The 13698-nt window shown below is 70.6% G+C and carries 13 protein-coding genes; 3 read left to right on the top strand and 10 right to left on the bottom strand.

Translation table 11 applies throughout. The features are described from left to right. Positions 1-83: 83 nt before the first annotated feature. Both OHU89_RS21890 and OHU89_RS21885 read left to right on the top strand, forming a co-directional pair. Positions 84-2198, top strand: coding sequence for a fructose-specific PTS transporter subunit EIIC (locus OHU89_RS21890; RefSeq protein WP_405645186.1), 2115 nt, complete (start codon positions 84-86; stop codon positions 2196-2198). Positions 2199-2400: 202 nt separating this feature from the next. Further along, positions 2401-2652 (top strand): hypothetical protein, encoded by a 252-nt coding sequence (locus OHU89_RS21885; protein WP_405645184.1) that lies wholly within the window; start codon positions 2401-2403, stop codon positions 2650-2652. 27 nt (positions 2653-2679) lie between these two features. Here the strand turns inward: OHU89_RS21885 and OHU89_RS21880 are convergent, their stop codons facing one another. From OHU89_RS21880 to OHU89_RS21865, 4 genes are all read right to left on the bottom strand, one after another. Beyond that, on the bottom strand, positions 2680-3444 hold the full coding sequence (locus OHU89_RS21880; RefSeq protein WP_405645182.1) for a DUF6227 family protein: 765 nt from the start codon (positions 3442-3444) through the stop codon (positions 2680-2682). A 245-nt stretch (positions 3445-3689) separates the two neighbouring features. Continuing rightward, the gene (locus OHU89_RS21875) at positions 3690-4910 is read right to left on the bottom strand and encodes an Ig-like domain-containing protein (RefSeq protein WP_405645180.1); all 1221 of its coding nucleotides are present in this window, start codon (positions 4908-4910) and stop codon (positions 3690-3692) included. A gap of 275 nt (positions 4911-5185) precedes the next feature. Further along, complete coding sequence (locus tag OHU89_RS21870; RefSeq protein ID WP_405645179.1) at positions 5186-6214, bottom strand: P1 family peptidase; 1029 nt, start codon at positions 6212-6214, stop codon at positions 5186-5188. A gap of 40 nt (positions 6215-6254) precedes the next feature. Then, entirely contained in the window at positions 6255-7463 is a 1209-nt protein-coding gene (locus OHU89_RS21865) for a low temperature requirement protein A (RefSeq protein WP_405645177.1), read from the bottom strand. Between the two features lie 95 nt (positions 7464-7558). Here OHU89_RS21865 and OHU89_RS21860 point away from each other — a divergent pair, with 95 nt between their 5' ends. Beyond that, positions 7559-7735 carry a hypothetical protein gene (locus OHU89_RS21860; RefSeq protein WP_405645175.1) on the top strand — a complete coding sequence of 59 codons (177 nt, stop codon included), beginning with the start codon at positions 7559-7561 and terminating at the stop codon, positions 7733-7735. Between the two features lie 43 nt (positions 7736-7778). Here OHU89_RS21860 and mscL read toward each other — a convergent pair whose 3' ends face one another. The 6 genes from mscL to OHU89_RS21830 form a co-directional block, all read right to left on the bottom strand. Continuing rightward, a complete protein-coding gene (gene mscL / locus OHU89_RS21855; protein ID WP_351682814.1) occupies positions 7779-8252 on the bottom strand; it encodes a large conductance mechanosensitive channel protein MscL in 474 nt (157 codons plus the stop codon). A gap of 138 nt (positions 8253-8390) precedes the next feature. Then, positions 8391-8936 (bottom strand): hypothetical protein, encoded by a 546-nt coding sequence (locus tag OHU89_RS21850; protein ID WP_405645173.1) that lies wholly within the window; start codon positions 8934-8936, stop codon positions 8391-8393. Positions 8937-9093: 157 nt separating this feature from the next. Continuing rightward, positions 9094-9927 (bottom strand): S-methyl-5'-thioadenosine phosphorylase, encoded by an 834-nt coding sequence (locus tag OHU89_RS21845; protein ID WP_365394153.1) that lies wholly within the window; start codon positions 9925-9927, stop codon positions 9094-9096. Between the two features lie 99 nt (positions 9928-10026). Further along, a complete protein-coding gene (locus tag OHU89_RS21840) occupies positions 10027-10332 on the bottom strand; it encodes an FmdB family zinc ribbon protein (RefSeq protein ID WP_405645171.1) in 306 nt (101 codons plus the stop codon). A gap of 67 nt (positions 10333-10399) precedes the next feature. Then, complete coding sequence (locus tag OHU89_RS21835) at positions 10400-11662, bottom strand: MFS transporter (RefSeq protein WP_405645170.1); 1263 nt, start codon at positions 11660-11662, stop codon at positions 10400-10402. A gap of 414 nt (positions 11663-12076) precedes the next feature. Continuing rightward, positions 12077-13612 (bottom strand): potassium/proton antiporter, encoded by a 1536-nt coding sequence (locus tag OHU89_RS21830; RefSeq protein ID WP_405645168.1) that lies wholly within the window; start codon positions 13610-13612, stop codon positions 12077-12079. Positions 13613-13698: the final 86 nt, after the last annotated feature.

The following is a 13698-nucleotide window of genomic DNA, read 5'->3' as shown; positions in this document are numbered from 1 at the left end:
TGTTTCCCCACCCGCACCCCCGTCCCCACCCCCGCCCTCGCCCACCTCTCCCCCCGGGCGATACGCGTGCGAAGGAGCCCGCGATGAGCGACATGATCACCGCGGACCTGGTCGATCTCGACCTGTCCGCCGACACCAAGGAAGCGGCGGCACGCGCCCTCGCCCGACGCATGGTGACCCTGGGCCGGGTGACCGACCTGGAGGGCTTCCTCGCCGACGTGGCCGCCCGCGAGGCACAGATGCCGACCGGTCTCGACGGCGGCATCGGCATCCCGCACTGCCGCAGCGAGCACGTCACCGAGCCGACGCTCGCCTTCGGGCGCAGTGCGGCCGGGATCGACTTCGGTGCGCCGGACGGTCCCGCCGACCTGATCTTCCTGATCGCGGCGCCTGCCGGTGCCGACGACGCCCATCTGACGATCTTGTCCTCGCTGGCGCGGCAGTTGATGAACGCCGAGTTCACCGACGCGCTGCGGTCGGTGGGGGATGCGGCGGGTGCCGCGGCGCTGATCCGCGGGGATGCGCCGGCGGCGGACGCCGGGGACGCGGACACTTCCGAGGGCGCCGGCGCTGTTTCCGAGGGCGCGAAGAGCGCCGTGGGTGCCTCCGTGGGCGCCTCCGCAGACTCCGTGGCGGCGTCGGGGGCGGCCTCCGCCGATGCCGCCACGGGCAACTCGTCCGGTGAGGGCGAGCGCCCCTTCCGGATCGTCGCCGTCACCTCCTGTCCGACCGGCATCGCCCACACGTACATGGCGGCCGAGTCGCTGGAGAACGCGGGCCGCGAGGCGGGCGTCGAACTCGTCGTCGAGACGCAGGGCTCGGCCGGCTTCACCCGGCTCGACCCGGCCGTCATCGCGGCGGCGGACGGCGTGATCTTCGCCCATGACGTCCCCGTACGCGACAAGGACCGCTTCGCCGGCAAGCCGACCGTCGACGTCGGCGTGAAGGCGGGCATCAACCGTCCCGCGGAGCTGATCGGCGACGTGCGCGGCAAGGCGGCGCGCGGTGAGGTGACCGGGGCGCCCGGAACCGGCTCCACGCCCGTCGAGCGCGCGGGCGACGCCGGCGACAGCTACGGCACCAAGCTGCGCAAGTGGCTGATGACCGGTGTGAGCTACATGGTCCCGTTCGTCGCGGCCGGCGGTCTGCTGATCGCCCTCGGTTTCGCGATCGGCGGCTACCAGATCAACGAGGCCAAGCCGGTCATGGAGCACTTCGACTGGGGTCAGGTCGACAGCTGGGGCGCGCTGCTCTTCCAGATCGGTGGCGTCGCCTTCGGCTTCCTGATCCCCGTCCTCGCCGGCTACATCGCCTACGGCATGGCGGACCGGCCAGGCCTCGTGCCCGGCTTCGTCGGCGGCATGATCTCCGTCAACATCGCCGCGGGCTTCCTCGGCGGCCTGGTCGCCGGTCTGCTGGCCGGTGCGGTCGTCCTCGCCATCCAGCGGATCAAGATCCCGCCGGTGATGCGCGGCATCATGCCGGTGGTCGTGATCCCACTGGTCTCGTCGATCGTCGTCGGCTTCCTGATGTTCATCGTGATCGGCAAGCCGATCGCCGAGGCCCAGAAGGCGATGACGGACTGGCTCAACGGCCTCTCCGGCACCAACGCCATCCTCCTCGGCGTCCTCCTCGGCCTGATGATGTGCTTCGACCTCGGCGGCCCGGTCAACAAGGTCGCGTACGCCTTCGCCACCGCCGGCATCGCCGTACAGGACCCGAGCGACTCCGCGATGAAGGTCATGGCCGCCGTGATGGCCGCCGGCATGGTGCCCCCGCTCGGCATGGCCCTCGCGACGACCGTCCGCAAGAAGCTGTTCACCACCACCGAGCGCGAGAACGGCAAGGCGGCCTGGATCCTCGGCGCCTCCTTCATCTCCGAGGGCGCGATCCCCTTCGCCGCGGCCGACCCGTTGCGCGTCATCCCCGCCTCCATGGCGGGCGGCGCGGTCACCGGCGCGCTCACCATGGCCTTCGGCTCGACCCTGCGCGCCCCGCACGGCGGCATCTGGGTCACCTTCCTGATCGGCAAGCCGTTCCTGTACCTGCTGGCCATCGCCATCGGTACGGCGATCACGGCAGGCCTGGTCATCGTCCTCAAGGGCCTGCGCAAGACGGCCCCGGACGGCACGGCCACCGGTTCCGACGAGTCCGCGGCGGGTCCGGCGGCGCAGGCGAAGCAGCCCGTGGCGGCGTAAGCGGCGGGAGGCGGGGGCGGGCGCACGGGGCCCGCCCCGGCAAGGCCGGCCGGTCGCAACCCTGGCGGGACGGGGCTGCGACCGGCCGCAGCCGTTTCATCGGACCTATGTCCCTTTGGGCGTCTGTGAGTTGTTCACGGCACCTGCGAGATACGTCACGGTCCGGGGTCAAAGTCCCCGACCGTGGTGTCTACTGGGGCCCATGCCTGAGCACGTCTCGATCTACCAGCTGACGGGCATGGCCGTCCTCGCCCTGGCGACCGTCGTCTGGGCGATCGGCCTGACTCGCGTTCTGCGCCGCAGCCGCGAGGCCGCCCTGCGGCGGACCTCCGCCGTCCTTCCGGCCCTCCCGTACCAGCGGCAGACCGGTCCCGAACTGGAGTCCGTCCAACTGACTCCGGCGGAGCACGACGCGTTCGCGGGACTGGTGCGCCAGCTCAGCGACGGTCGCTGACCGAGCGGCCGAGGCCGGGCAGGAGCCTCAGGTGCGTGGAGTGCGTGACGAAACCCGCGCCGCGCGCCGCTCCATCGCATCGCGCGCCGCGTCCTCGGAGACATACACCTCGCACATGTGCCGCCCGTCGGGTGTGGCCGTGTGCTCGACCTCCCACAGGGAGATCTCCTTGCCGTCGCGCAGCAGGAACGCGTGCTCGTAGAGCGAGAAGCACAGCCCGATCCGCCCCGCACGGCACGGCCGTCCGAAAGCCTGCGTGATCTGGTGCGCGAACGCCGTCGTCAGCAGCGTCGCCGTCTCCGTGCCCGGCTGGTCCGGGTTCTCCGCGCGGCGCAGGAGCCGGCGCGCGTGATCCGCCGAGTCGTCGGGCACGTACGCGTGCCGGGGCGCGGGGATCGGCGACAGCTGCACCGTCACCGGCAGCTCGAAGTCCGGTGCGTCCGGCGGCAGCGGCAGCCGTGCCGTGGCGGCGCGCAGCTCCTCCTCGTCGACGTACACCTCGTGCTGCGGGACACTGCCCGGCGCGGTGTTGTGGACCAGCTCCCAGAGGGTGAGTGCCGAGCCGTCGGTGAGCAGCCAGGTGTGGCGATAGGTCTCGCGGTGCAGCCCCGCGCTGTGGTGCGCGGAGTGCAGCGAGCTGTCGTGCGCGAGCGCGCAGTCGAGTCGCCGTATCGTCTCGTCGGGCAGCTCGAAGGAGTTCAGCGCGCGGCCGAGGAGTCGCGCGAGGTGCTCCTCCGGAGACTCGGGCGACTCGCGTGGCTCGTACGCTGCTGTCTCGTACGGAACGCTCAAGGTTTCTCCCGGCGTTGCTGCATGTCACCTTGTGGGTGCATACCGTAGCCCCTCGGTCGGACATCATGTCCGGGAACCGAGAAAACGTACGCACAGAAAACGCTCAGGTCGCGTGAGAAGTTCCCACGCGACCCGAAGATCCGTCAAAAACCGCCGGTCAGAAGGCACTTGCCGCGTCATGGCGCCCCGGGCGGCGCACCGCTGCCGACGTGCGCCCCGGAGCTCGGCGGGCGCTCAGCGGGCGTTCATCCGGCGCTTCCCGCGGCCCACTCGGTCCACGACATGTTCCAGCCGTTGAGCCCGTTGTCCGGCGACACCGTCTTGTCGGGGGAGTTCTTGACGATCACGACGTCCCCGAGGACGGAGTTGTCGTAGAACCACTTGGCGTTCGTGTCGCCCTGCCCGCCCTGGACGTCCTGCAGTCCGACGCAGCCGTGACTCGTGGCCTGCCGGCCGAAGGGCGGGTTGCCCTTGTTGTACCAGTAGTTGCCGTGAATGAACGTCCCCGACTGCGTGAGCCGCATCGCGTGCGGCACATCCGGGATGTCGTAGGCGTTGTCGAGGCCGACCGTCCGGCTGTCCATGCGCAGCTTCGGGAACTTCTCGGAGATCACCATCTGGCCGTTGTACGTGGTGTTCTGCGCGTCGCCCGTCGAGATCGGCACCTTCTTGAGGGTCTTCCCGTCGCGCACGACCGTCATGGTCTGGGTGTCGGCGTCGACCGTGGAGACCTGCGAGCGCCCGATCGTGAAGGTGACGGTCTTCTTCTGCACCCCGAAGACGTCGTTCGCGCCCTCGACGCCGTCCAGGTCGATCTTCATCGTGACCTTGGAGCCGGCCTTCCAGTACTCCTCGGGCCGGAAGTCGATCCGCTGCGAGCCGAACCAGTGCCCGACGATCTTCTGCCCGCTGCTGGACGAGACCGTGATGTGCGACTGCACGGCCTTCTTGTCGCTGATCACCTTGTCGAAGTTGAACGACACCGGCATCCCGACGCCCACCGTCGTCCCGTTGTCCGGTGTGTACGTCCCGATGAAGCTGTTGGCCTTGCTGACCGTCGTGAAGGTCGAATCGGCTGCGGTGGTCCGCCCGTCGGAGTCCTTCGCACTCGCCGATATCTCGTACTTCGTCCCGCGCTCCAACTGCTCCTTCGGCGTCCAACTGCCGCCGTTCGCCGAGATGAACCCCGGCACCGACTGCCCGGTTCCCGCCACGGTCATCTTCACGTCGGTCAGCTCGCCGTCGCTGACCTTCACGCCCGTCGTGTTGATCGACGCCCCCGTCGAACCGTCCTTGGCCGATATGGCGATCTTCGCCTCGGACGTCTTGGCGGACTCCCCGCCCGCCTTGCCGTCGTCCTTCCCGGCATCGGCGCCGCCCCCGCAGGCGGTGAGGGTGAGGGCGCCGACCGCCAGGACGGCACAGGCCCCGAGTGTGCGCCGCGCTGATATGTCCGGCGTTGTCACGAGCTACTCCAGGTTCGTGTGATGTGCGTGATCCGCTCCCATGCGTGGAGAAAGAGCGAATCCATGACCGGTCGGGTTCCCTCCGACAGCCGTGAACGCCATCACGTGACACAACCGGGACAATCGTTCGTACGAAATGCGCCACACGCGGGCCGGCAGGTGCCGGAGCCGCGCGCACCGCAGCCTGTGTCCCGGGCGGGCGCGGCGGCCATGCCTTGCCCCCGCGCCCAGCGCTCCACCACGGCTCCGGACCCGACACGGCCGGCCGAGCCCGGTTACCGCCCCTCGTACAACTCCCCGTACGACGGCCACATCCCGCCCGGCCCGTCCACCGACTCGGCCGCGCGCACGGCCCGCACGATCGCGCGCGTCACCACGTCGGCGCCGGCCTCGAGCAGCGGGTTGAGCGCGAGCGGGTGCTCGGAGTCGAGTGCGCGCTGCCCCGTCGCCAGCGTGAACACCGTGTCGCCGTCGTGGAGGAGGTGCACGGGCCGCACGGCGCGCGCGATGCCGTCGTGCGCCGTTCCGGCGAGCTTCTGCGCCTGCGCCTTCGACAGTTCCGCGTCGGTGGCGACGACGGCGAGCGTGGTGTTCAGCGGAGGCGGCGCGTTCTTCGCCGCGGTCTCGGCGAGGCGCCGGCGCGCGGCCTCGTGGACGCGCGCATCCGGAGAGTCGACGCGCCCCTGGAGCAACTCCCCGTAGAGGATGCCTGTTTCGGGCTCCACCACGGAGCCCGCGGCGTTGGCCACCACCAGCGCGGCGACCGTGATCCCCGAGTCGAGAACGATGCTCGCGGTACCGACTCCGCCCTTCATCGCCCCGACCACGGCCCCCGTACCCGCGCCCACGCCCCCTTCCCGCACCACCGCACCGGCCTCGCTCGCCGCGGCCGCCTCGACCGCGGCCCGGCCCGTGGCCGCATCGGGCCGGGCCCGGAAGTCGCCGCCCCGCGCCAGGTCGAAGACGCAGGCGGCGGGTACGACGGGAACGACGTGCGCCGGATCCACCCCGACACGTACTCCGCGCCCCTGCTCCTCCAGCCACGCCATCACGCCGGACGCGGCGTCGAGTCCGTACGCGCTGCCGCCGGTCAGCACGATCGCCTCGACCTTCTGCACGACGTTGCGTGGGTCGAGGGCGTCGGTCTCCTTGGTGCCGGGGCCGCCGCCGCGCACATCCACGGCGGCGACGGCACCGCCCTCAGGGGCGAGCACGACGGTGGTACCGGTGAGCCAACCGTCGCCGACGCGCGTCGCGTGTCCCACGCGCACGCCGGTGACGTCGGTGAGAGCGTCAACTGTCATGGGACCAGTCTCGTCCAGGCACCGGCGCCGTCCCAGGAGGTCACACGACCGGAGTCGCCTCCTTGCTCTCCCGGGTCGCCATGCGCGCCGTCAGCGTGACCCCGGTCGCCACCGCGAGCGCCGAGACGATGCCCGCCGCGAGCACGGCCCAGTCGCCCAGGAACGTGCAGAGGATCACGAGGAGTGCCGTGGTCGGCAGTACCAGTTGCTGGGCGATGCCCACCTTGAAGTGGCGCGAGTGCAGGGCCCACACGCTGAGCAGGTAGAGCGCGGTCGGCAGGGTCACGGCGGCCGACGCGGCCAGCGTGGAGATGTGCGCCTTGCCCACCGCCTGCTCGACCGCGACCTCCAGTCCGGCACCGATCGCGGCCGCCGAGGCGAAGATCAGGTAGTGGCCGTAGCCCCACAGGAAGGCCTGCTTGTTGGAGCGCAGATGGCCGTGGATCGGCACGACGAAGTAGATCCACCACGCGGAGAAGATGATCAGCAGCCCACCCGCGGCGATCGGCAGCAGTTCACCGAGCGCGTCGTTCTCGTCCACGCCCGACTTCACGGCGACGGTGGCCGCGGCGATCGTCTCGCCGAGCACGATGATCGTGAACAGGCCGTAGCGCTCGGAGATGTGGTGCGGATGCCAGGACGTGGGGAAGTCCTTCTCCGCGTACCGCGGCACGCACATCTCGAGGATCGCCATCACCAGGAACACCCAGGGCCGCCCGCCCTCGGGCAGGACCAGCAGCCCCAGCCAGCCGACGAGGCAGAGCAGCACGCCGCCGGCGTAGCGCAGGGCCGTCGTTCTCTCCGGGCCCTCGCTCGATCTCGCCACGCGCAGCCACTGCGTCGACATGGCGAGCCGCATGATCACGTAGCCCAGCCAGACGACCAGGAAGTCATGGTCCTCGAACGCTTTGGAGACCCCGGCCGCGAGCACCAGCACGCCGGCGATCTGGACCAGGGTGACGACCCGGTAGAGGACATCGTCGTTGTCGTACGCCGAGGCGAACCAGGAGAAGTTCATCCAGGCCCACCAGATGGCGAAGAAGACCATCGCGTAGTTGAGGATCCCTTCGCCCGCGTGCGACTCGGCCACGGCGTGCACGAGTTGCACGCCCGCCTGGGCGATGGCCACGACGAAACACAGGTCGAAGAAGAGTTCCAGGGGCGAGGCGACCCGGTGGGCCTCGTCGCGGCCGCGGGCGGTGAGCCTGCCCAAGGGCGCCGGGGAGGGAGTGGAGCTGGACGACGTCATGAGTCCAAGCACAGCAGATACGGAAGGCGCGGACCATGACCGCCGTCGGGAATGACCAGGACGGTCGCCGCCTCCCGGGGCCGTACCCTGGACGCATGAGCACCGCCCCCGAGCCCGAGCCGCGCGTCCCGAAGCCGTCGCTGATCTTCGACGACCCGCTGGACCAGCAGTCCTCGGACGACACGGACCGCGGCTGGGGCGAGCGACCCGGCGCCGACAGCGCGGCCGACCTGAAGCGCTTCCTCGACGAGAAGCCGCCCCACCACCTCTGACCGAGCCGCACGGCCGCCCGGCAGAGGAGGCTGGCCGTGGCCGTTACCGCTCGTCGTGCCCGGACCCGCGCTGCGCGACCAGCGCGTCGCGGATCTCCTTGAGGACCTCCAGCTCGGTCACCTCCATGACCTCCTGCGTGCCCTCCTTGGCCTTCCTGCGGGCCTCCTGCCGGGCCAGGTACTTCGACATCGGCAGGACCATCAGGAAGTAGACGACCGCCGCGGTGATCACGAAGCTGAGCGTCGCGCCGAGCACGGTGCCCCATCTGATCGGGATGCCGCTCAGCACGGTGCCGTCCGCCGCCACTTTGCACGGGTCCTTCAGACACGAGCTGTAGCTGTCGAGGTTCTTGGTGCCGATCGCCCCGACCAGCGGGTTGATCACGCCTTTCACCACCGAGTTGACGACGTTGGTGAAGGCGGCGCCGATGACCACCGCTACTGCCAGATCGACGACGTTCCCGCGCATCAGGAAGGCCTTGAAGCCATCCAGGATGCTCGGCTTCTTCTCGCTCACCTAGGGGACTCTCCTCGCACGCACAGGCTGTGGAACAAACAGCTCCGCAACCTACGTCAACGCGAGGCGACCCTGTCCAATTGGGTAGCTCGAACGAAGGACTTGACAGCAATCCGCGCAACAGGCGGACCGCACGGCTCAACACAGTGTCACCGCCAGCCGTGCCGTGGCGCTCGCGCCCGCGAGACGCACCGCGATCGGACGCGGCACCGAGAGCACGACCAGCGCCCCGCTCTCCGCGGCACCCTCCAGGGGCTCCGGCACCTTCTTCACCCGCGCCCCGCGCGCGAGCACCCGGGCGTCGCCTCCCGTCGCCGTCGCCCCGGCGGCGATCACATCGACCCGGTCACCGGGCCGCAACAGCAGCACCGTGGCTCCGTCGGCGATCCGCACCGGTGCCGTCACCATCTCCACGGCGCGACGCTCCCGCACCGGCTCGACCACGGGATGCCCGCGCGCCCCGTCGGAGTCGCCCGGACCGACGGCCACCAGCGCGGCCGCGGTGACCGCGAGGCCCGCCGCCACGGCCCGCCTGCGATGCCGTACGAGCCGGGCCAGTTGATACCGCCCGCCGCGTACCCGCACGGGAGCGAAGTGCGGCACCTCGCATGTCGCGGGAGCGTCGGTGCCCGGCGGGCGCGGAGCAAGGGGGGAGAAGGGCGGGGGAGACGGAGCGAAGGACACGGGGAACCACCACCTGTCACGAGGGATCGGCTTGCAAGGCCACGATGAGGCCTCGAGCCGCCGCCCGCCGAGACAGGTGGATCACCTACCGGTTGTGGACAACTCCCTCACCCGAACGAGCAGTTCCGCCGGTGCGGGGGTGCTGTTCTCCACAGCGTCACGGCAGTTCGAACCCGGGATCCATGCCGCCCAGCGCCGTGGTGCACAGACAGTCGCGTTCCTCGTTCGCCGGCAGCGCGGCCACCGCGTCGAAGAGCACTCCCCGCAGCCGGTCCACGTTCGCCGCGAACACCCGCAGCACCTCGTCGTGCGAGACGCCCTCACCGGTCTCGGCGCCCGCGTCGAGGTCCGTGACCAGGGTCAACGACGTGTAGCAGAGCTCGAGTTCACGGGCGAGCGCCGCCTCGGGGTGGCCGGTCATGCCCACCACCGACCAGCCCTGCGCCCGGTGCCACAGCGATTCGGCACGCGTCGAGAAGCGCGGCCCCTCGATCACGACCAGGGTTCCGCCGTCCACCGCCTCCCAGTCCCGGCCGTGCGCGGCCTTCAGCGCGGCCGCCCGCCCGACGGGGCAGTAGGGGTCGGCCAGCGACACGTGCACCACGTTGGGTACACCGCCGCCCGGCAGCGCCAGCCCGTCGAAGTACGTCCCCACGCGGGACTTCGTGCGATCGACCAGCTGATCCGGCACGAGAAGCGTGCCCGGTCCGTACTCGGGGCGCAGCCCGCCCACCGCACACGGACCGAGGACCTGGCGTGCCCCGACCGACCGCAGCGCCCACAGGTTGGCGCGGTAGTTGATCCGGTGCGGCGGCAGATGGTGGCCGCGTCCGTGCCGGGGCAGGAAGGCGACCCGACGGCCCGCTATCTCACCGAGGAACAGGGAGTCACTGGGCGGTCCGTACGGGGTGTCCACCTGGATCTCGGTCACGTCGTCGAGGAACGAGTAGAAGCCCGAGCCGCCGATTACGCCGATCTCTGCGTTCGCCATGACCCGCACACTAGCTGGCCCCGGCAGCGGGCAGAGAAGAGCTCCGGAAACACCGAGAACCCTGTCGTCGTACGACGACAGGGTCCCGTGAGTGCGTCCTTAAGCGGCGGAGGTGCTGCTGGAGGAGGTGCCGGTGCTCGACGACTTCGAGTCCGAGGACGACGACGTCGAGGTGGACGGAGAGGCCGTCGACGGCTTCGACGACGCCGGCGAGCTGCTCGACGAGGAGCCGCGGCTGTCGTTGCGGTAGAAGCCGGAGCCCTTGAAGACGATGCCGACTGCGGAGAACACCTTCTTGAGGCGGCCCTGGCAGTTGGGGCACTCGGTCAGAGCGTCGTCGGTGAACTTCTGCACCGCCTCGAGGCCCTCGCCGCACTCGGTGCACTGGTACTGGTAGGTCGGCACTGTCTTCCTCCTGGCACTCTCACTCAATGAGTGCTAACGAGGGTCCATAGTGACGTATTCCCGAGGATCAGTCCACCGCCACCGGCACGCGGTGACCGACGCCACGTGCGACGGTCCGGGTCCGGGGGCGCGACGTCAGGCGTGACCGGAGGGCCAGCAGGGTCGCCAGGGCGAGCAGTGTGCCGACCATCGGGACGAGGAACCCTGCACCGTTCCCGAAGCGGTCCTCCAGCTGTCCGGCAGCCGTGACGGCGGCCGCCTGGCCGAGCGCCACCGCGCCGGTCAGCCAGGTGAAGGCCTCGGTACGGGCACCGGCCGGCACCAGGCTCTCCACCAGCGTGTAGCCGGTGATCAGCGCGGGCGCGATGCACATGCCGACCAGGAGGCCGAGCCCGGCGAGCGCGAGCACCGAGTGCGCGGCCCACAGTCCGGAGGCCACCAGCGCGAGCGCGCCGTACCCGACCACGAGGCGCTGCTGCGGAGCCACCTTCCACGCGACGGCACCGCAGACGATCCCGGAGAGCATGTTGCCCGCGGCGAAGACGCCGTACAGGACACCGTTCAGACCGGGCTCGCCGATCGACTCGGTGAACGCGGCCAGCGAGACCTGCATACCGCCGAAGACGGAGCCGATGCCCAGGAATGCCACGATCAGCACGCGCACGCCGGGCACCCGCAGCGCGGAACCGTGCTCCACGCGCGCGTGCCTGTCGAGGGTGACCAGCGGCTGCGTGCTCTTCTGCGCGGCGAACAGCAGACCGCCGAGCAGGGTCAGAGCCGACTCCGTCAGCAGGCCCGCGGCCGGGTCGACGGCGGTGCACAGCGCGGTGGCCAGCAGCGGGCCGAAGACGAAGGTCAGCTCGTCCGTGACGGACTCGAACGCCGCCGCGGTGGTCATGAGGGGCGAGCCCTGAAGCTTCACGCCCCAGCGGGCGCGCACCATCGGACCGACCTGCGGCACCGAGGCACCGGTGGGGACGGCCGCGGCGAACAGTGCCCACAGGGGCGCGTGCGAGAGCGCGAGCGCCGTCAGCGTCAGACCTGACGCCGTGTGCACTAGCACGCCGGGGATCAGCACGGCGCGCTGCCCGTGGCGGTCGGCGAGGCGCCCGCTGTAGGGCGCGAACAGTGCCATGGAGACGCCGGTGACGGCCGCGGCGGCGCCCGCCGCGCCGTACGAGCCGGTGGTGTGCTGCACGAGCAGCACGATGGAGATCGTCAGCATCGCGAACGGCTGACGCGCCGCGAAGCCGGGGAGCAGGAACGTCCAGGCGCCGCGGGTGCGCAGCAGCTGCCCGTATCCCGGGCGTGCGGTGACCGTGGATGCCACGGCCCGTGCCTTTCTGCCGCCTGGTAGCGCGCCTGTGCGGGGGCGCCGAGAGCTGTCCTCTTGCGCGCGCTGCGGTAGATACCGGGCCCACTGCGGAGGGGCGTTTCGGCCGCCATACGGTCGCGCCAGCAATGCGTCAGGCAGAGTTGGTTCGATCAGAATGCGCCTTCATCGTACAGGGATCAACGCCTGGTGTGCCTGTGAAAACGAGCACCATGAGCCTTGTTCACCTGCGATTACCGGGGGTGTGAACCGTACGAAACGCTCCCTTAATGACATCCCTCAACGACACAGGGCATCGTGGAGCGTGCGGCGCACATCGAGATCGTGCGCTCCTGTGCAAGCCGTGCGCGCCCCCACGCCACGCGCTGCCAGCGAGCTCGCGCCCCCGCCTCTGGGGCCACGCCGCCCTGGTCAGCGCCGCGGCGTCTCCCCGTTGGTGCCCAGCCACCCGGCCAGCTTTCCGCCGTGCCCCACCGCACGCAGCCGCCGCTCCGCCGCGTCCCGCACGGGATCCGTGGCCACCACCAGCAGCTCGTCCCCGCGCCGCAGCACCGTCGTGGGCAGCGGAACGAACGATTTTCCATCGCGGACGACGAGGGTGACGGCGGCCCCGGCCGGCAGCCGCAGCTCATTGACCTCGACGCCGTGCATCTTTGAGCCGTCGGGGATCGCGACGGACAGCAGGTGTCCGCGCAGCCGCTCCAGAGGCGCCGACTCGATGCCGAGGTCGGCGGCCTCCGCGTCCCCGCCCAGCCGCAGCTCACGGGCGAGCCAGGGCAGCGTCGGCCCTTGGACCAGGGTGTAGACGACGACCAGGACGAAGACGATGTTGAAGATGCGGCGGCTGCCATCGACACCGTTCACCATGGGGATCGTCGCCAGGATGATGGGCACGGCGCCGCGCAGCCCGGCCCAGGACATGAGGGTCTGCTCCTGCCACGACACCCGGAACGGCGTCAGGCACAGCACGACGCTCAGCGGGCGCGCGACCATGGTCAGCACCAGGCCGATGACGAGAGCGGGCCACACGTCGTCGCCCAGTTCGTGCGGGGTGACCAGCAGGCCGAGCAGGACGAACATGCCGATCTGGGCGATCCAGCCGAGCCCTTCGGCGAAGCCGCGCGTGGCGGGCCAGTGCGGCAGCTTGGCGTTGCCCATCGCCATGGAGGCGAGGTAGACGGCGAGGAAGCCGCTGCCGTGCGCCAGCGCGCCGGCGGCGTATGCCGTCACGGCGATCGCCATGACGGCGATCGGGTAGAGGCCGGAGGCGGGCAGTGCCACGTGCCTGAGGCCCCAGGAGCCCAGCCAGCCGACCGCGATGCCGATGGCGGCGCCGATGGCCAGTTCCAGGGTTATCTCGCCGATCAGTGCGTACCAGTGCTCGACCGGTCCCGCCGTGGAGAAGGCGACGACCAGGATGACCACCGGGGCGTCGTTGAAGCCGGACTCGGCCTCCAGCGTGCCCGTCACGCGCGAGGGGAGGGGGAGCTTGCGCAGCACGGAGAAGACCGCCGCCGCGTCCGTGGAGGACACGACCGCCCCGATGATGAGCGCCTGGCGCCACTCCAGCCCGATGAGATAGTGCGCGGCTGTCGCCGTGACCCCGACGCTCACCGCGACCCCGACCAGCGCCAGCGCGGTGGCGGACGGCAGCGCGGGCTTGACCTCCTTCCACTTCGTGCCCAGTCCGCCCTCGGCCAGGATCACGACCAGGGCCGCGTATCCGATGACCTGGGTCAGCTCGGCGTTGTCGAAGTGGATGCCGCCGACGCCGTCCTGGCCCATGGCGACGCCGATGCCCAGATATACGAGCAGGCTGGGGAGCCCGCTGCGCGAGGAGATCCGGACCGCTGCGACGGCGACGAGCAGGACGAGCGAGCAGACGAGCAGAAGCTGGTTGAGGTCGTGGACGGTCAGCGGCTGTTCCCTTCCCTGGCACACGGGCATCACGCGCGCGTGGGCTCACGTACATAGGACACGAAGAGGTGGGCCTCCGCATCCAAGTACTTCGTTACCTTACCTAACTCTTGACG

It is taken from the genome of Streptomyces sp. NBC_00019, assembly GCF_045041015.1.
In the GTDB taxonomy this organism is placed as follows: domain Bacteria; phylum Actinomycetota; class Actinomycetes; order Streptomycetales; family Streptomycetaceae; genus Streptomyces.
This window is presented reverse-complemented; position numbering and strand designations above follow the sequence as displayed.